Source organism: Mesorhizobium sp. M0633, assembly GCF_040320645.1.
Classification (GTDB): Bacteria; Pseudomonadota; Alphaproteobacteria; order Rhizobiales; family Rhizobiaceae; genus Mesorhizobium.
In genome coordinates this window covers 1-22508 of record NZ_JAMYQC010000057.1, presented here as the reverse complement: position 1 = coordinate 22508, position 22508 = coordinate 1, and the positions used below count along the sequence as shown (strand labels likewise).

22 protein-coding genes and 1 pseudogene are annotated in these 22508 nt (G+C 62.0%); 12 read left to right on the top strand and 11 right to left on the bottom strand.

Annotation, left to right across the window (positions count from 1 at the left end; all coding sequences use genetic code 11):
- Both NKI47_RS33025 and NKI47_RS33020 read left to right on the top strand, forming a co-directional pair.
- A partial coding sequence (locus tag NKI47_RS33025; protein WP_352595655.1) for a phosphate acyltransferase occupies positions 1-508 on the top strand: 508 nt, incomplete at its 5' end.
- Between the two features lie 375 nt (positions 509-883).
- Positions 884-2005, top strand: coding sequence for a DUF2865 domain-containing protein (locus NKI47_RS33020; protein ID WP_352595652.1), 1122 nt, complete (start codon positions 884-886; stop codon positions 2003-2005).
- On the opposite strand, the pseudogene NKI47_RS33015 reads toward NKI47_RS33020, so the two are convergent.
- A pseudogene (locus NKI47_RS33015) lies at positions 1923-2536 on the bottom strand (glutamate--tRNA ligase); the annotation flags it as partial. The gene NKI47_RS33020 and the pseudogene NKI47_RS33015 sit on opposite strands and share 83 nt — an antisense overlap.
- Before the next feature lie 231 nt (positions 2537-2767).
- Between NKI47_RS33015 and NKI47_RS33010 the strand changes: the two are divergent.
- On the top strand, positions 2768-3157 hold the full coding sequence (locus NKI47_RS33010) for a hypothetical protein (RefSeq protein ID WP_352595649.1): 390 nt from the start codon (positions 2768-2770) through the stop codon (positions 3155-3157).
- A 1158-nt stretch (positions 3158-4315) separates the two neighbouring features.
- Here NKI47_RS33010 and NKI47_RS33005 read toward each other — a convergent pair.
- The 3 genes from NKI47_RS33005 to glmS all read right to left on the bottom strand — a co-directional run bounded on the left by NKI47_RS33005 (position 4316) and on the right by glmS (position 7109).
- On the bottom strand, positions 4316-4570 hold the full coding sequence (locus tag NKI47_RS33005) for a helix-turn-helix domain-containing protein (protein WP_352595647.1): 255 nt from the start codon (positions 4568-4570) through the stop codon (positions 4316-4318).
- Between the two features lie 106 nt (positions 4571-4676).
- Positions 4677-5159 (bottom strand): hypothetical protein, encoded by a 483-nt coding sequence (locus tag NKI47_RS33000; RefSeq protein ID WP_352595645.1) that lies wholly within the window; start codon positions 5157-5159, stop codon positions 4677-4679.
- A 126-nt stretch (positions 5160-5285) separates the two neighbouring features.
- Positions 5286-7109 carry a glutamine--fructose-6-phosphate transaminase (isomerizing) gene (glmS, locus tag NKI47_RS32995; protein ID WP_352595663.1) on the bottom strand — a complete coding sequence of 608 codons (1824 nt, stop codon included), beginning with the start codon at positions 7107-7109 and terminating at the stop codon, positions 5286-5288.
- 336 nt (positions 7110-7445) lie between these two features.
- On the opposite strand from glmS, the gene NKI47_RS32990 reads away from it, so the two are divergent.
- Entirely contained in the window at positions 7446-7736 is a 291-nt protein-coding gene (locus NKI47_RS32990) for a hypothetical protein (protein ID WP_352572085.1), read from the top strand.
- Positions 7737-7984: 248 nt separating this feature from the next.
- On the opposite strand, the gene NKI47_RS32985 is transcribed toward NKI47_RS32990, so the two are convergent.
- On the bottom strand, positions 7985-9325 hold the full coding sequence (locus tag NKI47_RS32985) for an IS1380 family transposase (protein ID WP_352595642.1): 1341 nt from the start codon (positions 9323-9325) through the stop codon (positions 7985-7987).
- Positions 9326-10097: 772 nt separating this feature from the next.
- On the opposite strand from NKI47_RS32985, the gene NKI47_RS32980 reads away from it, so the two are divergent.
- The gene (locus tag NKI47_RS32980; protein WP_352595639.1) at positions 10098-10373 is read left to right on the top strand and encodes an acyl carrier protein; all 276 of its coding nucleotides are present in this window, start codon (positions 10098-10100) and stop codon (positions 10371-10373) included.
- Entirely contained in the window at positions 10374-11579 is a 1206-nt protein-coding gene (locus NKI47_RS32975; RefSeq protein ID WP_023679610.1) for a beta-ketoacyl-[acyl-carrier-protein] synthase family protein, read from the top strand.
- Between the two features lie 164 nt (positions 11580-11743).
- Here NKI47_RS32975 and NKI47_RS32970 read toward each other — a convergent pair whose 3' ends face one another.
- The 6 genes from NKI47_RS32970 to panB all read right to left on the bottom strand — a co-directional run bounded on the left by NKI47_RS32970 (position 11744) and on the right by panB (position 15865).
- The gene (locus NKI47_RS32970) at positions 11744-12154 is read right to left on the bottom strand and encodes a DUF2285 domain-containing protein (protein ID WP_084641649.1); all 411 of its coding nucleotides are present in this window, start codon (positions 12152-12154) and stop codon (positions 11744-11746) included.
- A 58-nt stretch (positions 12155-12212) separates the two neighbouring features.
- A complete protein-coding gene (locus tag NKI47_RS32965) occupies positions 12213-12587 on the bottom strand; it encodes a transcriptional regulator domain-containing protein (protein WP_352572089.1) in 375 nt (124 codons plus the stop codon).
- Positions 12584-13234, bottom strand: coding sequence for an acyl-homoserine-lactone synthase (locus tag NKI47_RS32960; RefSeq protein ID WP_352595636.1), 651 nt, complete (start codon positions 13232-13234; stop codon positions 12584-12586). Before NKI47_RS32960 ends, NKI47_RS32965 begins: the two co-directional genes overlap by 4 nt.
- 93 nt (positions 13235-13327) lie before the next feature.
- The gene (locus NKI47_RS32955; protein ID WP_352595633.1) at positions 13328-14053 is read right to left on the bottom strand and encodes a LuxR family transcriptional regulator; all 726 of its coding nucleotides are present in this window, start codon (positions 14051-14053) and stop codon (positions 13328-13330) included.
- Between the two features lie 94 nt (positions 14054-14147).
- Positions 14148-15008: a pantoate--beta-alanine ligase gene (gene panC, locus NKI47_RS32950; RefSeq protein WP_352595631.1), complete on the bottom strand. Its 861-nt coding sequence runs from the start codon at positions 15006-15008 to the stop codon at positions 14148-14150.
- Positions 15005-15865: a 3-methyl-2-oxobutanoate hydroxymethyltransferase gene (gene panB / locus NKI47_RS32945; protein WP_352595628.1), complete on the bottom strand. Its 861-nt coding sequence runs from the start codon at positions 15863-15865 to the stop codon at positions 15005-15007. Before panB ends, panC begins: the two co-directional genes overlap by 4 nt.
- Before the next feature lie 173 nt (positions 15866-16038).
- Here panB and NKI47_RS32940 point away from each other — a divergent pair, with 173 nt between their 5' ends.
- From NKI47_RS32940 to NKI47_RS32915, 6 genes are all read left to right on the top strand, one after another.
- A complete protein-coding gene (locus NKI47_RS32940) occupies positions 16039-17007 on the top strand; it encodes an NUDIX hydrolase (protein WP_352595660.1) in 969 nt (322 codons plus the stop codon).
- 66 nt (positions 17008-17073) lie between these two features.
- On the top strand, positions 17074-18048 hold the full coding sequence (gene nadA / locus NKI47_RS32935) for a quinolinate synthase NadA (RefSeq protein WP_352572092.1): 975 nt from the start codon (positions 17074-17076) through the stop codon (positions 18046-18048).
- Entirely contained in the window at positions 18045-19586 is a 1542-nt protein-coding gene (locus tag NKI47_RS32930; protein ID WP_352595626.1) for an L-aspartate oxidase, read from the top strand. The genes nadA and NKI47_RS32930 overlap by 4 nt, the downstream gene beginning before the upstream one ends.
- The gene (nadC, locus tag NKI47_RS32925) at positions 19586-20440 is read left to right on the top strand and encodes a carboxylating nicotinate-nucleotide diphosphorylase (protein WP_352595624.1); all 855 of its coding nucleotides are present in this window, start codon (positions 19586-19588) and stop codon (positions 20438-20440) included. Before NKI47_RS32930 ends, nadC begins: the two co-directional genes overlap by 1 nt.
- A gap of 94 nt (positions 20441-20534) precedes the next feature.
- Complete coding sequence (gene bioB, locus NKI47_RS32920) at positions 20535-21533, top strand: biotin synthase BioB (RefSeq protein WP_352595658.1); 999 nt, start codon at positions 20535-20537, stop codon at positions 21531-21533.
- The coding region (locus NKI47_RS32915; RefSeq protein WP_352595622.1) for an 8-amino-7-oxononanoate synthase at positions 21530-22508 on the top strand (979 nt) is incomplete at its 3' end. The genes bioB and NKI47_RS32915, both read left to right, overlap by 4 nt.

Below are 22508 nucleotides of genomic sequence, written 5' to 3'. Positions count from 1 at the left end.
CGATACCCATGTCTCGGTCGACCCGACCGCCGAGGAGATTGCGGAAATGACCGTTCTGGCGGCCGAGGAGATTCAGCGTTTCGGCATCGAGCCCAAGGCAGCGTTACTGTCGCATTCTGATTTCGGCTCCCGCGATTCGCCAAGCGCCATGAAGATGCGGCAGGCGGCGGCGATCCTGGCGCGCATCGCGCCCGACCTGCAATGCGACGGCGAGATGCATGCCGACTCGGCGCTGTCGGAGCAGCTGCGCCAGCGCGTCTATCCGCATTCGCGGCTGAAGGGCGAAGCCAATCTGCTGGTGTTCCCCAATCTCGATTCGGCGAACATCACGCTGACCGCGCTGCGCACGATGATGGACGCGCTGCATGTCGGCCCGATCCTGCTCGGCACCGACAGCCCGGCGCACATATTGACGCCGTCGGTCACGTCGCGCGGCGTCGTCAACATGACGGCACTCGCCGTGGTCGAAGCGGCCCATAAGGCGCAGGCCATAGTTAATTTGGGCTGAGACCGGATTTGCGGTAACCTAAAGTCAAACGCCAACGCGGTAGCTTCGCAACGGACGAGGCAAGCGGAGCTCCGGGTGGATGATGGGCGGGAGGTGAAGCTGACGCATGCCGCCGTACTACTCGGCAACAGCTTCAGACAAATGATGGCATCCAACTTGCGTTGGAGACCATCAACTGTTGAAGTCGGCGCAGCCCCTCATCGCCCTGCCGGGCACTTCTCCCCGTATAGTGACGGGGAGAAAGGCTGGTCGCAACGTCGGCGCCTTTTTCTTGCAGCGCCTGCGATTGGCGAAATCGGTGACGAGAGCGCCCCTCTCCCCGTCACTAAACGGGGGGAGCGACTGTCTTGGCTGTCAAGTTGTTTGCCACGGTTTTTGATCCCGGACGATAGCGTTGAGGATGGTGAGAAGCTGACGCATGCCGCGGCGCTGCTCGGCGCCTTGGCGTTATCATGCTTTGTCGTCACTCAGCCGCAGGCCGCCTCCCGTGTTTGCCGGCAACTGGAAGCCGATCTCGCGGCCGCTTCGCGCGGTGGCGGCAAGCCGGCCCTGCTCAGGAAATACGATGGTGCGATCGTGCGGCAGCGCGAGCAGATTTCAAAGGCAAGCCGCCAATCCGACAGCGCCGGCTGCGGCTTTTCGCCGTCGCGCCGCAACGCCAACGCATGCGCCACACTCGACGCCACCATCGATCGCATGGCAGCCAATCTCGACGGCTTGCAAGCCACGCGCGCTGAACTCGCCGGCGACGGCTCGCACCGCAATCGCGCACGCATATTGGCTTCGCTCGACGCCAATGGCTGCCGCGACGATGCGGCGCCGCCAAAGCCGGCAACGGGCCGCGACGCCAGCCGTGGAACCGGAAACTTGCTCGACCAGCTTTTGGGCAGCGACGCAATTGGACCCGGCGCGTCCGACCGGCCTGAAGAGCCCAATCAAGCTGTGGGTCCGCGCGACATCCGCACTATGCTCGATAATGCCGACGACATGGGCCAGCCGCACGGCGAATTCCGCAGCATGTGCGTGCGCACCTGCGACGGCTATTTCTTCCCGATGTCGAACGCCGCCTCGCTGGGCGATTTCGAGCGCGACCAGAAGAACTGCCATTCGAGTTGCCCCGGCACCGAGATGCAGGTGTTTTATGCGCGCGGCTTTGGCGACGACTCGGGCGGCATGACGTCGTCGGTAACCGGCAGGCCCTACAGCGAGCTGCCGACCGCCTATCTCTACAAGCAGCCCGCGCGTCCGCCGGCCTGTGGCTGCAACGCCGCGCGAAATTTCGAGATCATTGCCGGCAACCCGCCAGGCCCGGAACAGGCTGACCCCGCCGAAGGCCGGCTCGATCGCGAAGCCATCGAGCGCCCCGCCGCAAAACCCTCGCCGACGACCTTGCCGCCGCCGGAACAGCGCAAGGTCAGGGTCGTCGGGACAACGTTTCTTCCCGACCCAGCAGCGGCAACAGATCTGCAACGTCCGGCCCCGAGGGCTGGCCGGTAAGCGCCAGCCTGAGCGGCGTGAACAGCGCTTTGCCCTTGCGGCCGGTTGCTTCCCTGATCCTGCCGGTCCACTCCTTCCAGACCGACCCATTCCAGGGGTCTTCCGGCAAAAGGTCGAACGCCTGGCGAAGGAACTCGCGGTCGGGGTTGGAAAAGTCCGGCTGCTCCTGCGGGCCGTCGCGAAGTGTGCGCCACCAGATTGCTGCATCGGCCAGCCTGTCGAGATTGCCGCGCACCGCCAGCCAGAAGGGCTCCGCCTGTTCGCCGGAAATGCCGAGCACGATCAGCCGGTCGCGCGCCTCGGAAACGGCATATGGTGCAGCAGCGTGCGATTGAGCACGAAGAGCTCGTCCGGATCGAATTTGGCCGGGGATTTCGATGTCGCCGCCGGATCGAAGCGCTCGGCAAGCTCAGCCATCGTCTGCACCGCGACGACCTTTTCCGAGGTGCCGACGAGCACCGCCAGCGAGGCGACGGCCATCGGCTCGATGCCGGTCTCGCGCAGGCTTTCGATGGACAGCCCGCCGCTCCGCCAAGCGTCCGCTTCTCGAAGGCAGATTTGCTAGGTCAAAGATGGGGTTTCGGAGCAGAAGCCCAACTTCATCAACAGCCCGCACCTTCCGCTTCAGGATCGGTTCGAATCGGAGCACGCCGTCGGTCAAGTGGCCGACCGGCAAACCCTGAATGATCGGTCGTGAGCCGGCATCTGTGAACAAGCGGTGTGGTCGATTGCTATCACCCATGTGTTGCGCGCAGGTACCTTATGGCAGTGGATGAACTGGATTTGATGATTTTACAGCTGGCGGTCGAAAGCGTTCGCTCGCTCTCCTTAAGCTTCGCAGAAAAGGCCGCCGAGGTAGCCACCAGGAGCCGCGGCATCCTGCTTTTCGACGTGCGGGTCGACGGTGACGCGGAGGTCCAGCGGGTCGCAGCCATCCGATATCAGGGCGACCAGATCGGCGTGCTGGCGTTGGACAGACAGGGCCTTGTTACCCACCATTGCATCGTCAACGGTACGTTCTCACATTTCACTGCGCCCTTGGAGAACTGGCACAGCATGCCCCTGTCGATGCAGGCCAAGATCAATGCCAACGGCCATGCCAGTCTCTTCCTAGGGGCCTTGCGAAATGCCGGACATTTGCTGGGCAGCTAGCATTTGGCGAGAATGCATCTGTGAATTTTTGCATGCGCATCGCTGCCGACCGCCGGCATGATTGCCGTGCTCGAAAAGGCTGCGGCGATCGCGGCAAAGCGATCGCCGCGATGATGGCGATCAACGCGTGGGCGTTGCATCGTGCGCGATCGTTTAGACGGAGGTCTCCGCCTGGCATCGAGCAACATGCACGGAGGTACGCAAAGCGCAAACGCATCAAGTAGTTGAAGGGACGAGCCCCTCGCGCAAATGAAGCTTGCGCTGCCGCTGTCGTCCCATCGTGCCGCCGAACTCGGGGGCGTGACGATCGACCACGATGGCCTATTTTTTGCAAAGTCGAATTCCCGATTCCGAAGCCAAGGAAAAAACTCCGACCACAGCGAAGAATAGTAACAACACGGGCGACGCAGCCGCCTTGCCCTCTAGGGAGGTGCTTGCGGTGCTCTCACCGACACGAGATCGCAAATGGCACGTGGGTGAGCACCAGAAGTGGCGACACCGATGGTGATCGGCTTGACTCGCTTGAGGAAGCACAAGGCCGCAGCGGGCAGAGGCGCAAGCGACTGTCGAACACTGGCTGGCTGCTCGGGATCTGATCGAGGCGTAGTCGGACAAGGAAGCGTAGTGCCCTACCTCGATGTTCCTAGAAGCGCGCCGGCAGCCTGGCGGGGGGCTGGGGTTAGACTGCCGGCGCACGCCACTCATAAAGAGCGGCCCCTTTTTGCGGTTCCGACACCCATAGTCAACCCGGCAGATGCCCGCGGTGCTCTTTTCAGAGCGGCTCGCGATGCCGGCCATGTCGGCCGATCCTGCCTAGGATGGTGGGCCACTCTCGTCGGCCGAATTGATGCTCCAGCCAGTATCGCCTTGCCGACCAGCATGAGTTGCCGTTAGCAATCCATCGTCGCGAGCCGATGCTATCGTGCACCGTGTCGCAGCACTCCGGGCGGCTATATCGCCTAAGACAGCATGACGAAGCGTTCCAACTTCCTGTTCGGCGAGCCCGTGTGCAGTTCCTGACTCGGACAGTGGGCGAGAATTCTCTTGGCGGTACTGCGCCAGAAGGCATTCGCGTCCAACGGAATCAAGCGACGACTATTAGCTGCAAACTTCACATCACAAGAGCGGTCTTCCACCCATTGCAGATTATCCGACTGATCAGGCGGCGTCCGATATGTCGGACTCTGCCTCAAGAATTCCCACAGGTATGGACAGCGATCTTGCTATCCGATCCCGATAGCCGTTGTTGTACCTCACACCCCGCTCGATGTTTTGGATTTCCTCAGCGGCAAGCCCGCACGCCACCGCGAGGTCCTCGATCGAATACCCAAGGTGCTCACGATAAGCGCGGATGATGTGGGTCCCCTGCGACATAGCCGTCAAGACTGGCTCGGGAATGCGCGAATCCTTCATAAACATCTCCAACGAAGATGGGAGCGCCTGACAAATCGGGAGATTTCCTCCCCGACCCTGGCGCACACCAGCAAATAAAATGGACGTCCATTCGGCCGGACCGGCCTCATCCATGGAATGGGCCACTTGAAATTGGCAGCCGGGTCGGAATATGGCGGCTCACCTGCTTCTGATCAAGTTCTAAGAACCTGCCCACCCTGAGATGGCCTGATCGGCTGTAGCGCATTCGACCTGCGATCCTACACGACTCACTCTCGCCGATGGCTTTCTTGAACAGCAACTCGAACTCCCCCTGACGCCCAGTGGCTATTCGCGGCACCGTCCACCCAGCCTCGCGGACGCTGATACCTTCGACCAATTTCCACCGCCGATGCAGCGAAAGACGCGCTTGTGCTTGAATCACACATCGATCACCGCTGTTAACGAAATTTTTTAAGCCGCCGATGTGTTCGGAGACCGAAAGGATGGGGCGCCCGAGGAAACAGCCGAAAGGGCCGCGCGCTTTTGTGCTGACGTCGGCTTGAGCAAGCTCGATCCGGCTGCCCTGTACAATCGCCCGACCGGCCGAAAAAAGGATGGCGATTGTCATGATGCGGCGACGGCGAGTTTCCCGAAATTGCAGCAAACAATGGTCATCTGGTTCATCCGGGCTTCGGATCCAGACAGGGGGTAGCGCTTTCGATGGACGAGCATCGCCACCTATAAAGGTTCGCAATCATTCGACCGTGACCGATTTTGCGAGATTGCGCGGCTGGTCTACATCTGTGCCCATGAAGAGCGCCGTGTGGTAGGCAAGAAGCTGTATCGGCAGCGAGAAGATCATCGGCGCGATAATCTCGTCGACAGCCGGCAGCACGAGCGTGTGCATAGTGTCGAGTTTCGATGCGGCTGCCCCTTTTTCATCGGTGATGAGGATAATCCGCCCTCCACGGGCAGCCACTTCCTGCATGTTGGAGACGGTCTTGTCGAAAAAGCGATCATGGGGCGCGATGACGATCACTGGCATGTTGTCGTCTATCAATGCGATCGGACCGTGCTTCAATTCACCCGCCGCATAGCCCTCGGCATGGATGTAGGAAATCTCCTTGAGCTTCAGCGCACCTTCCATCGCTAGCGGGAAACTGGTGCCACGGCCGAGATACAGGACGTCACGACACTTTGATAGTTCGCGCGACAGGAACTCGATCTCCGGCTGGATGCTGTTGAGTACCTGGCCCATGACGCGCGGCACTTCGGCGAGGCTCCTGACGAGCGCCTGCAGCTCGTCTTCGGTTACGGTCCCGCGGGCTCTGGCGGCGCCGATGGCGAGTGCGGCTAGAACGGCAAGCTGGCAGGTAAACGCCTTGGTGGAGGCGACGCCGATCTCCGGTCCGGCAAGGATCGGGAAGACCGCATCGGCCTCCCGAGCGATGGTCGATTCGCAGGCATTGACGATAGCGCCAATTTTCAGCCCACGCTCCTTGCAGTACCTCAACGATGCGAGCGTATCGGCGGTTTCGCCGGACTGCGAAATGAAAAGAGCCGCCGACTGCGGCGACAACGGGATCTCGCGGTAACGGAATTCGGACGCAACGTCGATTTCAACCGTTAGGCGCGCGTAGCGCTCGAACCAGTATTTTCCGATCAGTCCGGCGAGATAGGCGGTCCCGCAGGCCGAGATCGCCAAGCTCGGGATCCTGGCGAAATCGATGCCAGAAACCATGTCGGCGCGATTCTCTATGATCTTGCTATAGTGACGGAGAGCATGGGCTATGACTTCAGGCTGCTCGCAGATTTCCTTCTCCATGAAGTGGCGATGATTGCCCTTGCTGGCCAGATCGGCCGCGGCCGTGGAGGTATGGCGCGGACGCTCGACGGGGTGGCCGTCGAAATCGAAGATATGGGCGCCCGAATTGCCGACAACGGCCCAGTCGCCCTCGATGAGATAGGTAATTTCATTGGTGAAGGGAGCGAGCGCGATCGCGTCGGAGCCCAGGAACATCTCGCCGTCGCCGTGACCGATCGCCAGCGGTGGTCCGTTGCGCGCCGCCATGATGGTCGACGGATCATCTTCGAAGAGGACGGCAAGCGCATAGGCGCCCCTGACGCGTTTCAGCATGGCACGCATCGCCTCTTGCCGCCTCATGCCCTCCCGGCGGTGTCTTGCCAAGAGATGCGCGACGACCTCGGTGTCGGTGTCGGTCTGGAACTCGGCGCCAGCCGCCGCCAATTCGTCCTTCAGCTCGGTGAAATTCTCGATGATCCCGTTATGGACGACGGCGACACCGTCGGTAAAGTGCGGGTGCGCATTGCGTTCCGTCGAGGCCCCATGGGTTGCCCAACGCGTATGGCCGATGCCGATGTTGCCGCTCAGCGGCTCTTCCTTCAGTCTCCTCTCTAGATTGACGAGCTTGCCCTCGGCGCGCCGGCGGTGCAAGGCACCTTCGGTGATCGTCGCAACGCCGGCGGAATCATAGCCGCGATATTCCAAACGCTTCAATGCGTCGACCAACCGATCCGACACCGGCTGTTGCCCAATGATGCCAACAATCCCGCACATGTTCGTCTTCCCATTGTTGCCGGCAGCTTCAGCCCACGCGAGACGGATACCCATCCGGCCGCTTTCATTGGGGATCTTGTAGTAGTATTCGGGAATATTGGTACAATTGATTGTAGGGATAACTATCATCCAGCCCATGGATGAGCCCCTGATCTAAACTTCTCGTTGCGCCTGACGCCTTCATGACCGAACGCAAGCCCACACCCCGCGGCACGAAGGAACAATCGGCCATGCGCGACCATCCCGGCTACGCACCTGACACGAAGTGCCGCCGCTCGTGATCACGCGGTGATCGGCATGATCACAAGCACTGTAGTTAGGCAGCATCAGCGACGCATGATCGGCATCATCATCATCGGCAGCGTCGGCGCCGTCGGCATGATTCACGTGTTCGTCACGTTGATCATAATCATCGTCGCCGCCGATCCAGTTTCTGATTGCCTGCCGCTGTTGACGCGGCTTTCGCCGGTAGAGCTTAGCCCGCGATGGCCTATCAATACGCTGTTAGTCGGCATGGCCGAAACCGAGAGTCAGGCGGCGCACGCCACAGAGCACGTTCAGCGACCGTTTCACTCAGCGCCGGCTTTCTTGGGGTTCGTAACGGTCAACAGGATTCTCGGGGCATGAATGCACTATCACGAAAGCGTTGGTTCTCAGTGCTTCGTCCGTCTTACTCAAACCCGATTCCCGCAGCGGAAGAACTAGCCGCCTTGATGCACGGCGATAAGCTTTTGACGGCCTGAAGCGACGTTGTGGTCGCCGTTGCGGTGCTTTTCCACGCGCCTCGTCAGGCGCCGGGATTGCTCCGTCGTGATGGCAGGCGGGGGTTTGCAGGTTGCGGTCGACGGGTTCGTTTCGGGGCGTCTGCCCCATCGTTATGTCGCGAGTTGGGGGATGCGATCGAGGAGGATGCGCAGGATGCGCTGGTCGGGGCACGATGTCGGCAGGTGCAGGCGGATTTGCGATTTCATCTCGACCACCCGCGCAGCGATTTTGATGAGGCGCAATCGCAGCGTGTCGAATTGGGCGACGGCAAAGCTGGAACGCTTCGGCATCGCGGCGCGCAGGCTCCACATCATCCAGTAGGCGCCGGCATGCAGGAATAGCCGGAACTGGTTGGCCGTCGCTCTGGTGCAGGATGTGCGGTCGGCGGCAAGATGCGTCTTCCACGACTTGATGTGGTTCTCGGCCGCGCCGCGCCGGCAGTAGACATCCTCGTAGAGCGCCTTGGCCTTCCCACCGGCAAGGTTGGTGACGACGAAGCGGATATCGCCACCTTGGGCGCCGACCTCGACCCGCGCGATGATGCGCCCGACGCGGCTCCAACTAGCGGGGCCGTCAACGAACTCCTTGAACCTGCGGACCTTGCCTGTCTTGGCCGACGCTTCGAAGCGCGCCGTCGTGCTGGCCTCCAGATCCGCGACATGCTTGCGCAGGGTCGTGGTGGGCGCGAGGCCAAAGATGAAGTCGACGTCGTTGGCGCGGCACCAGTCGATGACCTGCGGGTTGCAATAATGGCTATCGCCGCGGAGCAGGATTCGAATGTTCGGCCATTTGATCCGGATCGCCCGCACCAGACGGCGCAGGTGGGGGCGGATCTCAGCCCCACTCGGCCGCTTGGCCGGTCGCAGGATCGCGCTGACGAACCGTCCCGCACCATCGAACACGACGATCGCCTGGAAGCCGTACTCGTCATGGTGGGCATTGAACAGGCGAAGCTGTTGGCCTCCGTGCACAGCGTCGAAGGTGTCGTCAATGTCGAGTACGATCCGCTTCGGCACCTGCCGGAACGAGGCGCAATAGAGATCGACCATCGCCCGTCCCATCGCGACCAGCTCCCGCACGCCGGGTAGGTTCTCCAGCCGGCACAGCGTCGATTGCGACGCCAGATCCCGACCCGACGGCAGCGCATCCTGGGCCATCTTGAAGACCGGATCGCGGCGCAGCCGGTTGGCGTCGTTGCCGTCCTCGTAGCCGGCGGCGATCATCTTCATGCGAAAGCCGATCATGTCCGCCAGGCTGTAGACGACCTGGTCCGGGCAGCGCGGATCGTCGATGCAACGCGCCAGACGCTCGGCCACCCGCAACCGCTTTTCCACCTCGGCTAAGGCCAGAACGCCGCTGTTGGACGACAGCATGCCGCCGTCGAAACGGGCGACGACGGACTTGCCGCCGACTGATGACAAACCGCTCAGCGGCAGCGCAAGATCGTTCATGGTGGGTGTGGTCTCCGGGAAATGGTTCGGATCGGCTTAAGCAACCAAATCCTACGTCATTTCAATGGCTTGCGCCACATCCACCAACCCCCATGAATTTGGTTAGGTTGATGCGGCGTGCCGCCGCCGTGAGGCCGCGCTCGCTCAGCAGCGCGTCGAGAACGACGAGAAGATTCAGATCGAGCCCTTGAAACGCATGTCTTAGCTATCAATAGCGTGGATGCATTTGATTGAAACAAACGATTTTACCAATTTTCCGGAATGTCGCATGGACTTGGCAGGACCTAACGTGCGCCGATCACTGCCTCTATCGCGTGGCGAGTCCCTTGAGAAGAGCCCGAAAGAGGAAATCTGTCGCGTGCGCTGGAGATTGTACTGGGAATGAGAGGCAGCGCTCCGATCATGTCGAACTCTCCGACGAATGGTGGACCGGTACAATAGTTGATCGCAATGCTCCGGAGCTATGAAACATCTCGATTACATATGAGGTGCCGAGTGAATACGCTGACAGCACCCACCATCGCAGCGTTTAGCTGACGTTTGACGACGGTTCCTATCCATTTACACGCAGATTCTTGATGTGCTGGCGCAAAAGCGGGAGGCCGGCGACTTTTCTTCCTCATCGGGCTGACGCCGCAGAAGCCGGAACTCGTCCGGTTCCTATGGGCATTGGGCTTGGTCGGTCGCACAGGCTCTATGAGGGGCAATTTTGGCAACGCGACGCGACTCGGGTTTTGAACGACGCCGAAAACGCAAGCTGGAAAGGAACAAGATGGCAGATCAACTCGCCAACGAAATAATCGCCATGATCAAGAAGCGCGCCGCGTCGGAGGGCGGCATAGCGCCTGCCACGGGCGGCGAGATAACGGCTGCCACGCGACTGACTTCGCTCGGTATCGATTCACTGGGATTGGCGGACGTTCTCTGGGACCTGGAGCAGGCCTACGGCATCGAGATCGAGATGAATACGGCCGAGGCATGGTCGGATCTCCAGAATGTTGGGGACATGGTGGAAGCCGTGCGCAGCTTGCTCGCTAAGGGGGTGTGAATGGACAGGCGCGTCGTGATTACTGGGATTGGCGGGATTTGCGGGCTTGGGACCAACGCCGCCGCCATTTGGAGAGAGATGCGAGAAGGCCGCTCCGCCATCGGCCCAATCGTCAACTCCGAGCTCCATGAATTGAGGGTCAGGATCGGTGCCGAGATCAAGGCGCTGCCGGAGCATGACATCGACGGCAAGCAACTCATCTCCATGGACCGCTTCAGCCTGCTCGCTGTGCTTGCGGCGCGCGAAGCCATGCGTCAGGCCGGACTTTCCTCCAAAGAGGGAAATAGCTATCGCTTCGGTGCGACGGTGGGCGTTGGCGGCTGCGGGTGGGATGCGATCGAGCAAACCTACCGCGCCATCCTTCTGGGCGGTAAGCGTGCCGCTCTCTTGACTGTACCCAAGGCGATGCCGGGTGCCGCTGCCGGCCAGGTCAGCATGAGTCTCGGCCTGCGCGGGCCGGTCTTCGGCGTCACGTCTGCCTGTTCCTCGGCAAACCATGCGATTGCCTGCGCGGTGGACCAGATCAGGCTCGGCCGGGCCGACGTGATGCTTGCCGGCGGCAGCGAAGCGCCGCTCATATGGGGTGTGCTGAAGGCATGGGAAGCGATCCGCGTGCTTTCGCCCGATACTTGCCGGCCATTCTCGGCCGATCGCCAGGGCCTGTCGCTTGGTGAAGGCGCCGGCATGGCGGTGCTGGAAAGCTACGAGCATGCCCTGGCTCGGGGCGCCACCATCCTTGCCGAAATTGCCGGTGCCGGCCTTTCCGCCGATGCGTCCGATATCGTCGCGCCGACCGTCGAGGGGCCGGAGGCAGCAATGCGGGCCTGCCTTGCCGATGCCAGGCTGGACGCCGAGGATGTCGACTATCTCAACGCGCACGGCACCGGCACCAAGGCCAACGACCAGATCGAGACGGCGGCGATCAAGCGCGTCTTCGGTCAGCACGCCTTCTCAATGTCCATTTCTTCTACCAAGTCCATGCACGCGCATTGCCTCGGCGCGTCCGGCGCGCTCGAGTTGATCGCCTGCGTGATGGCTATCCGCGAGAGCGTCGTGCCGCCGACTGCCAATTATCGTGAGCTGGACCCCGATTGCGATCTCGACGTCACGCCCAATGTGGCACGCGAGCGCAAGGTGCGCGTGGCACTGAGCAACTCCTTCGCCTTTGGCGGCACGAACGCGGTTCTGGCGTTCAGGCAGGTGTAGAAGCCATGAGAGATGCCTCCGGCAACATTATCTCTCGCATCCAGATGCTTGCCGGATAATGAAGGGCGGATCATTGACCGCCTCGGCGAATGCGGGAAGTGGCAGCGGAAGCTCGACGATCCTGCGCGTTTTCGAATAAGACAATCACTAAGCTGTCACCCGAATTACATCAGGAATTGTCTATAGCCGCCGCCCATCAGGTAGCGGCCACGTTGGATGGCGCGACGCACCTGATCGCGAAGATGGCTACCTGGATGAGACCAATCTTCTTCGACACGGCGTCTCCCGAACAGGGCAATGGCGATCTCCTGATGAGATGCTCCCGCAAGCGAGCCATCCAAAGCCTGGAGCACGAGACGCAGACGCGCTCCGCGGGGCTCCGGCGGAAAGCAAGCAGCTGCCAGGCGGCCGCAACCATTGATGTCGTTCAGGAACTGAAGGGCAGCGACATGGAACTTCAGGTGCTGCGGCTGCACGATCGCGTCGACATATAGCCGCAACGGGCGGAGAACGGATGCACCGGAAAGGGCGATCTGCAGACTCCGGCAGTCCTCCCTCAGCAGCACGTGCTGCACGCCGGCAGGTGTCAGCAGGATGTCCTTGCAGCATGAGAGCGAAGAAAGATCAAGCGGTTCAAAATCGTGGTCGAGCCCAACCGGCTCCGCGGCCGCTCGTAGGATACGGGCGCAGTCGCGCGGATCCCAAAAGACCCTTGCCGACGTAGCGTCCGACTGTGGCGCGTCCGCGAAAAAGGAGGCTCCATTGTCTTAGGAAAGATGATCCTGTCGTCAACTCGATTATCTTCATGTCGGCCTGGGCTCCGACAATGCAGGCGGACGGTGCCATTTTGGCGTGGTCGCGCTGGAATTGTGGATTGCGCCGAAGAAACTCCCAGGCCCAGGCAGTGCGCGGCAATCGTCTGGCGTAGTGGTAAGCTTCGTGACGACGCCAGTCCGGCCAGCATTCAAGACCGACCGTCGCTTCCTTGGGCAGACCAGCATCCTTCACGGCTCAGGTGTCCACAATGCCGACGGGCCTAGAACCGGTTGCCACAGTACCGGTCCGCTCAGACGTCCCCTGCTGCGGATGCGCAAAAGGCTCGCGCGGGAAATCTCGAGAAACCCGGCCACCGCCTCCGTTTTGCCGACGGACTTGGGTTGTCCGATGCGCGACAATGGCCACGTCGCGAGGCGAAGGATCCGTTCCATGCGCGTATCCGTCACCGTTACTATCCGGGTCAGATCCTTGGCCAAGCCGAACTCGATCATGCCCGCGAAGAGCTCGTAGGTTGCCTGGGCCAGCCCGCCCGCTGCCTTGGGCGCCGACGGAGGGAGATCGAGCGCGAAACGACTGCTCTCCCATATGTCGGCAGTCGAGGGCATGACGTCAGCACCCAGCAGCACCGGGAACGTGTCGCGCAACATTGTGGGTCCGGTGCTGGGCAAAAGACGCACGCAACCGCGAATTCGCCAGTCGGATCCCTTGAGGAGCAGATAGACAGGCTTCAGACCATCAAACGGGTCTTTTTCCATCTGGTCTTCGGTATCAACTTCCCAATCGAGCCTTTCCTTGAACACCCGAAACCTGAGCCCGTGCATCTCTTTGAGCTCGCTTGCGAACTCGTTGTAAAGGTCTGGTGTTATCAGCTGCATCATGGTCGCCTCCGTGCGGGATGTGTTCCCGCCATCGAAGGGCAAAGCTGGCAACGATGCAGCCTGTAGAGGTTTACAGCTATCGTGGCAGAAGAATCAGGATCTCGCCTGGCCGGAGGCAACCAGTCGTGCAACGGCCTGGTTGATCGTTCGAACACCAAGCTTTGCCTTGGCGTTTTCCAGATGAAAGGTCACGGTGCGCTTTGAGACGCCGAGAAGCTGGCTGATAACCCAAGCCGACTTGCCGCGCGCCGCCCATTTCAGGCACTCGAACTCCCGCGGGGTGAGCGTTACACCATCCACCACGCGATCGTCGGCGAGCCTGCGCCGGACATGGATATGAAAGTTGATGGCCACCAGCTGCAATGCTTTTTCGTAACGTGTCAGTGACCGCAACAGAGGCGGACGGGACTCGTCGGAAGCAAAGGTCAGGGCAGCAAACCGGCCGCGATGATCATGCATGGACATCGTCAGGCCGCCGCGGATGCCAAACTCAGCCGCACTCTCCAGAATTTGTTGCTGCGAATTCGGCAGACAGTGCCGAGCGCGATCCACACCCCAATCGAAGGTATCCCAGCCTTGCAGCCCGCGCAGGATGACCGGATCAAGACTGTGGTACCGCTGTTGCAGATAACGTGATGTCCAGGATGAAGGATAGTTTGAGATCAATTGCGGGGCGTCGCCGGAGGCCGACGGGTAAGTGAAATAGGCGAATAGCGGAAAATCGAAGCCGGCTGCAGCGGATGCCATTGCCTCACGGAGATCGGCAGCATCAACACTTGCAGACAGTTGCTCGACGAAGTTCTCAAACACGCGATGCATTTGCGCTTTGCGTAACCTCCGTGATCGCTCGATGCCAGGCAGAGACCTTGTTTTAAACGATCCCGGACGGATACAGCGCGTGCCGAGAACCCCGTTAACCTGTTAAAACCCCTGATATTCTGACGTTGTCTATGAGCCGTGTGCCGCCGAGCCAGGCCGCGACAAGCAAGCGTGCAGGTCGGTCAAGGCTTGTCATGGGTCGCAGATCTGCCTCGTCGCGAAGTTCCAGGTATTCGACCTCGCGATAGCCCGCAGCCAGAATTGCTGCGCGCGCTTCGGCAAGCGTTGGCAGGACGGGCGAGCCGCGGGCAAGCCGCTCAGCCGTCTCGAGCAAGACCGATGGTAGCTCGGGGGCAACAGCACGCTCTGCTGGCGAGAGCCGGACATTGCGCGATGATAGTGCAAGACCGTCGGCTTCGCGGACTGTCGGACAAGGAACAATGGTGATCGGAATATCCAGGTCCCGGGCCATACGCCTGACTAGCTGAAGCTGCTGAAAGTCCTTTTCGCCAAAGAAGCCGAAGTCAGCGCTGGTCTGCAGGAAGAGCTTGGCGACGACGGTCGCCACGCCATCGAAATGTCCCGGCCGGAAGGCACCGCACAGGCCCTCGCTGACACCGGACACCGAAACGGTCGTGGCGAAGGCCGCCGGATACATCTCCTCTGCATCCGGCGCATAAAGCAGGTGCGCGCCAAGCGGTGCCAGCTTGGCGGCATCCTCGTCCTCGGTGCTCGGATACGCGGCGAGATCGGCCTGGCTATCGAATTGCTTCGGGTTGACGAAGAGCGTCACGATCACCCGATCGGCCTTCTCGAGTGCCGCGCGCACCAGGCTGAGATGGCCCTCATGCAGGACGCCCATCGTTGGCACCACGGCAATCCTCACGCCCTCGCGGCGCCATGCGGCGATGATTTGGCGAAGCTGGGGAACGCTCCTGACAATCGGCACGCTCACGCTGCTTCTCCGCTCTTGGTGGCGTCCGCGTCGGCGGGCTTGCGCGCATCGGCAAACACGTGCTCGGCGGCCGGAAACTGGCGCTCCTTCACTTCCCGCGCATAGGCCGCGATCGCAGCCGCAGCGGCCTCCCCCAGTTCAGCATAGCGCTTGACGAATTTGGGCCGGAAGTCGCCGAAGAGGCCCAGCATGTCGTCGACGACGAGAATCTGGCCGTCACAGGCTGCCGAGGCACCGATGCCAATGGTCGGGGTCGCCACCTCCCCGGTGATCCGGCGGGCGAGCGCCTCGGGAACCTTCTCCAGCACGACCGCAAAGGCGCCCGCTTCGCTCACCGCAAGCGCGTCGCGCCTGATGCGCTCGGCATCCCCGCCTCTGCCCTGCACGCGGTAGCCACCGATGGTGTTGATCGCCTGCGGCGTCAAGCCGACATGGGCCATGACCGGCACGCCGCGCGCGGCGAGGAAGCCGATCGTCTCTGCCATCGTTTCGCCGCCTTCGAGCTTGACGGCCGCGCAGCCGGTCTCGGCCATGACGCGCGCGGCATTGCGGAAAGCCTGCTCGGGGCTTTCCTCGAAGGAACCGAACGGCAGGTCGACGACCATCAGCGCCTGCTCGAGGCCACGGCGCACGGCCTGGCCGTGCGTGATCATCATCTCCAGCGTCACACCGAGCGTCGAGGGCAGGCCGTGGAGAACCATGCCGACGCTGTCGCCGACCAGCACCACATCGCAATGGGGATCGACAAGCCGGGCGACTGGCGTCGTGTAGGCGGTAAGGCAGACGAGCGGCGTCCCACCTTTGCGCGAACGAATATCCGGCGGTGTGACCGCCTTGGTGTCACCAAACGCACTCAATGGACCCTCCTTCCCCAACGTTACCAACCGCGGGTGTCGCGTTTGCCACATTTTTGTGCAAGTGCGAAGAGCTAAAAATGGCCGTGCAGCTGTGCGGTGTTGACGTGCGGACAGGCGCGCTTACACTTAAATCGATTCAGGCGCCCCCGAGCTGGCCAACCACTTTCGCGAACATGGACGATCAGGCAAAAGGACCCAGGAAAGACAGAGCCGCCGTCAAGGCCGACGAAGTCAAAGTGGACCTGATCGCCTTTGTCGTCGCCGTAAACGACAGTGAACCCTGTGTCCTCACCATCGGCCAGGCGGACACCCTGCCCTCCGGACCATTTGCGCTTGAGCACCGATCGCTGCAATCAGGTTTGAGGGGGTGGGTCGAGCAGCAGACCGGCCATCCGCTGGGGTATATTGAGCAACTCTACACCTTCGCGGATCGGGATCGCATCGGCGCCGAGCGCCAGCAGCGCGTCATCTCCATCAGCTATCTCGCATTGACCCGCAAGGAACAGGCAGCTGGCTCGCCCAAGTGCGGCTGGCAGAGCTGGTATGAATATTTTCCATGGGAGGACCACCGCTCGGGCACGCCTCCGGTCGTGCTGGACGTTCTGCGACCGCGCCTGATTGAATGGGCAGACGGCGTCAGCGACGCGGCCGCGCGACGTGAACGCTGGCAGCGGGCGACGATAGCCTTCGGCTTCGACGACCGCTTTTGGAACGAGGAACTCACGCTTCAACGCTATGAGTTGGTCTACGAAGCAGGCCTGGTCCAAGAGGCCGGAAGCGGACGGGACGCGACGCCGCCTCCGCTGGTGCCCAGCAAGTCTATGGTCGCCGATCATCGCCGCATCGTGGCGACCGGCATTGCGCGGCTGCGCTCCAAGATCAAATACCGGCCGGTCGTCTTTGAGCTGATGCCGCCGGTCTTCACGCTTTTGCAGCTGCAGCGAACCGTGGAGGCGCTCGCCGGCAGGCTCATCCACAAGCCGAACTTTCGCCGCCTGATCGAGCAGCAGGAGCTGGTCGAAGAGACCGGAGAGGCCACCACGGAGACCGGCGGCCGGCCAGCGAAGCTTTACCGGTTCCGCCACGCCGCTCTCGACGAGAGGGTCATCGCCGGGACAAAATTGCCGCTGGCGCGGGGTTGACATCCCTTATACTCACAGCAAGTATATGCTGGTTATTTTCAACTAGAGTATAAGCTGGAGGGGTCGATGAGCGCCATGCTGCCGACGGCCGCGTTTCTCTACGAGCGCGTCCGACGAGTGATCCCGCCGATCGAATGGCCGGCTTTCGTCGAGGATATCGAGGCGATCCTTGCATTGAAGCGCGAGCGCAACGCCATCATCCTGGCGCACAACTATCAGACGCCCGAGATCTTCCATTGCGTGGCCGACATCGTCGGCGACAGTTTGGCACTGGCCCGCAAGGCTGCGACGATTGAGGCGCAAGTCATCGTGCTGGCCGGCGTACATTTCATGGCCGAAACGGCCAAGCTGCTCAATCCGCAAAAGACGGTGCTCATTCCCGACCTGCGGGCAGGCTGTTCGTTGGCGGAATCGATCACGGCAGAAGACGTGCGCTTGATGCGCCAGCGTTATCCCGGCGTGCCGATCATCACTTATGTCAACACGTCGGCCGAAGTGAAAGCCGAGTCGGATATCTGCTGTACATCCGGCAACGCCAAGGCGGTCGTCCAATCCCTTGGCGTTCCCCAGGTGATCATGTTGCCGGACGAATATCTGGCCCAGAATATCGCCGCCCAGACCGATGTGCAGATCATCGCCTGGAAAGGGCATTGCGAGGTGCATGAGCGCTTTACACCGGCCGACATCCGCGAGTTGCGCGAAAGCCATCCCGGCGTGATCGTGCTCGCGCATCCCGAATGCCCGCCCGACGTCGTGGCTGAAGCAGATTTTTCCGGCTCGACCGCTGCCATGTCCGATTATGTCGAAAGGCAAAGGCCGGCACGTGTCGTGCTGATGACGGAATGTTCGATGAGCGACAACGTCGCGTTAGCGCACCCAGAGGTCGAGTTCATCCGGCCCTGCAATTTGTGCCCGCACATGAAGCGGATCACGCTTGCCAACATCCGCATGGCGCTCGAGCAGAACCACCATGTCGTAACCATCGAACCCGGGATCGCCGGGCGCGCGCGGCTTGCGGTCGAACGGATGCTGGCAATTTGAGCGCCGATATCCGCAGCTTCTTCGGGCGGCCCATCATCGTCGGCGGCGGCATCGCCGGACTGATGACCGCGCTTCAACTGGCGCCGGAGCCGGTGCTTCTTCTGTCCAGGACGCTGCTGGGAGCTGACAATTCGAGCACCTGGGCACAGGGTGGTCTGGCTGCAAGTTTCGGCGAAGACGACGATCCAGCACTGCACCTGGCCGATACGCTTGCCGCCGGGGATGGTCTCTGCGACACAGACGTGGCGAGCCGCATCCTCCAAGCCGCGCCCAAGGCGATAGAGGGGCTTGCGGGCTTTGGGGTTCCTTTCGACCGTACGCCGAAAGGTTCACTGTGCCTCGGATTGGAGGCCGCACACAGCCGACGTCGCATCGTTCATGCGCATGGTGACGGCACCGGGCGTGAGATCATGCGTGCCCTGATCGCGGCTGTGCGTTCCACTCCGTCGATTGTTGTCGTGGAGGGCGTGGAAGCGCGCCGGCTGGCGGTGCGAGAGAATGCGATCCGAGGCGTCTGGGCGAGCGGTTCGACAGGACCTGTCTTCTTCGGCTCACGGCGGGTCGTCCTCGCCACCGGTGGGATCGGGGGACTGTTTCTCGACACCACCAATCCTTGGGGCAGTTGCGGACAGGGCCTGGCGCTTGCGGCCCGCGCTGGAGCTGTCCTTGCCGACCTCGAGTTCATCCAGTTCCACCCGACCGCGCTTGACGGCCCGGAACGCCCTATGGTGCTGATCAGCGAGGCCGTCCGCGGCGAAGGTGCTGCCCTGATCGACGAAACCGGCCAGGCTTTTCTCCAGAGCGTGCCAGGGGCGGAACTTGCGCCTCGTGATGTCTTGGCGCGCGCCGTCTGGAACCATCTTGCCAACGGCCACCGTGTTTTTCTCGACGCGCGGCAACGGCCTGGCCCGGAATTTGCTCGACACTTCCCGACAATCGCATCAGCCTGTCGTGGAGCCGGCATCAATCCCGCGCGCGATCTCATCCCCATTCGTCCGGCCCAACACTACCACATGGGTGGCGTTGCCGTGGACTGCTCCGGTAGGACGTCCGTCAAGGGGCTGTGGGCCTGCGGCGAAGTCGCTTCGACAGGACTGCATGGCGCCAACAGGCTCGCCAGCAATTCCTTGACCGAGGCCGTCGTGTGCGCGCGCTGGGTCGCTGAAAGTGTCGCCGGAACGCCTGCTCGCAGAACAAAGCCTGCGTTTGCGGACGTTTACCCATCGCCCGCTCCGATTCCGGTGCGTGTTTTCCTGTCGCGCGCACTCGGCATCGTCCGGGATGGTGAAGGTTTAAAAGCAGCCGCACGTGCCTTATTGCCGCTCGCCGATAGCAAGGACGCGGCCTCGGATCCGGCGGCTGCCGGGCTGATGATCGCGGTTGCCGCCCTGTTGCGCGAAGAAAGCCGCGGCGCTCATTACCGGACAGACTTTCCTCATCATGCGACTGTCGCCCGACGGTCCGAAATCACCCTCGAAGCCGCCTTGGCCGCTGCGCGGGAACTCGGACACTCGCCAAGCCTCGAAGGGGCAAAGTGATGACGCTCTCACCGCTTCCCACGGTCATGCTTGAGCCGCTTGTAAGGGCAGCTCTTCTTGAAGACCTTGGCAGAGCCGGCGACTTGACCACGGAGGCCATCGTCCCGAAGGAACGCCAAGCGGGAACCGTGCTGGCGGCGCGCCAGTCCGGAGTTGTCGCCGGCCTCGATCTGGCGATGCTCGCTTTCCGCTTGATTGATCCTGATATCGAAATCTCGGTGGAGCGGGCAGACGGCTCCAATGTCATGGATGGAGAGGTCATTGCATCAGTGGTTGGCCCTGCCCGGGCCATTCTCACAGCCGAACGGACGGCACTCAATTTTTTGTGCCATCTGAGCGGCATCGCTACAGCAACGGCATCGATCGTCGCTGCGGTTCGTGGATATGGCGCGAAGATCGTCTGCACGCGCAAGACGACGCCCGGATTGCGGGCAGTCGAAAAGTATGCGGTGCGCGCAGGTGGCGGATCCAATCACCGCTTCGGCCTCGACGACGCAATTCTGATCAAGGACAACCACATCGCCATCGCAGGCGGCGTTCGCCCGGCGCTCGAGCGAGCACGAAGACGGGCCGGTCATCTCGTCAAGATCGAGGTCGAGGTCGATACGCTGGCCCAGTTGGAGGAGGTACTTGGCTTCGCTCCCGATGCGGTTCTGCTCGACAACATGTCCCTCGCCGATCTTCGCCGCGCCGTCGCAATCGTTGGCGGCCGTGCTATCACCGAGGCTTCTGGCGGGATCGCATCCGATACAGCGCGAGCGATTGCCGCGACCGGCGTTGATCTGATTTCAGTCGGCCGACTGACCCACAGCGCGCCGATCCTGGATATCGGCCTCGACTATTGGGACTCATGATTGCCTGAGGAACGAACAGGATCGAATCAACTGTCCTTTCCGATCGTCGTCAATCAGACAGCAAAGCAAGGCAGAACCGGAGAACAGCATGGACATGCAAACAGCCAGTCCAACGCAGACATCGCCACAGGCTCAATCCCCTGACCCTGGAGCGTGGACCCTGGAGAAGGCTCAGGCACTTCACGATGCCCCCTTCAACAATCTCCTCTTCCTCGCGCAAACCGTGCACCGCCAGAATTTCGATCCAAACAAGGTCCAGCTCAGCCGGCTGCTCAGCATCAAGACGGGCGGATGCCCGGAGGATTGCGGCTATTGTAGCCAGTCGGCGCATCACGAGACCGGCCTGAAGGCGTCGAAGCTGATGGAGGTCAGGCGCGTCATCGTCGAGGCGAAGAAAGCGCGTGACGCCGGCGCAACCCGCTATTGCATGGGCGCGGCCTGGCGAAACCCCAAGGCGCGCGACATGGATGCGGTGGTGGCGATGGTCGAAGGCGTCAAGGCGCTGGGCATGGAGACCTGCATGACGCTCGGCATGCTCGATCTTGAGCAAGCCGCTCGACTGAAGCAGGCTGGTCTCGACTTTTACAACCACAACATCGATACGTCGGAACGCTACTATAGCGAGATCATCAGCACGCGGAGCTTTGCGGAGCGGCTCGAGACGCTCGAGCACGTTCGCCAATCCGGCATCAATGTCTGCTGCGGCGGCATTGTCGGCATGGGCGAGGAGCCGGTGGACCGGATCGGCATGCTGGTGACGCTGGCCAACCTGCCGGAACATCCGCAAAGCGTTCCGATTAACATGCTGATCCCGATCCCCGGCACCCCGCTTGCCGACGCCAAGCCCATCGAGCCGATCGAATTCGTGCGCGTGATCGCGCTGGCACGCATCATGATGCCGAAATCGCATATCCGTCTTTCCGCCGGCCGCACGGCCATGACCGACGAGATGCAGGCGCTGTGCTTTTTTGCCGGCGCCAACTCGATCTTCGTCGGCGACACGCTGCTGACGGCGGACAATCCCGGCGAGGACAAGGATACCCTGCTGTTCCGGCGCCTCGGCATCGAGCCGATGGACCTCGAGGCGCAATGAACGGGGCACCGCTTGCCCGCTATGAGGCGACCTTGCAGGGACTGGCGCGCAAGGACCGGCTGCGGACGCTCAAGCCGCGCGCCGGGCTCGACTTCTCGTCGAACGACTATCTCGGGCTTGCCACCTCCAAAAGACTTGGCGAAGCGGTTGCGGCGGCGATTGCGCGTGGCACGCCGGCTGGCGCCACCGGGTCGCGGCTGTTGCGCGGCAATGCGCCGGAACACGAGCAGCTCGAGGCAGACGCGGCGATGTTCTTCGGAGCCGACCGCGCGCTGTTCTTCGGCAGCGGCTACATCGCCAACTTCGCTCTGCTGACGGCGCTGCCGCAGAAGGGCGACCTTTTGATCCTCGACCAGTTCGCCCATGCCAGCATGCATGAGGGGGCACAGGCCGGACGTGCCGAGTTCAAGCTGGCCGCGCACAACGACGTCGATGCTGTCGAGGATGCGATCACGTGTTGGCGCGCCGAAGGCGGCATGGGATGCGTCTGGATCGCGGTGGAAAGCCTTTACAGCATGGATGGCGATTGCGCGCCTTTGGAGAGCCTGGTCGCGCTTGCCGATCGGCACGACGCATTCATCGTCATTGACGAGGCGCATGCCACCGGCGTCTGGGGACCGGACGGCCGGGGGCTGGCCGCCGCTTTCGAGGGCCGCGACAACATCGTCGCGCTCCACACCTGCGGCAAGGCGCTCGGCGCATCTGGTGGGCTCGTGACCGGGCCGAGGACACTGTGCGAGTATCTGATCAACCGTTGCCGGCCATTCATCTACGCCACCGCGCCATCGCCGCTGATGGCGGTCGCGGCGCGCGAAGCGCTCGCAATGCTCGCCGACGAGCCTATGCGGCGTGTTCAGCTGCATGAACGCGTTGCCCTCGCAGGCCGCCAATTGGTCGATCGCTGCGGCGTGATACCAAGTGGCTCTCAGATCCAGCCCTTGGTGATCGGCGATGTCAGGCGCACCATGGCAGTGG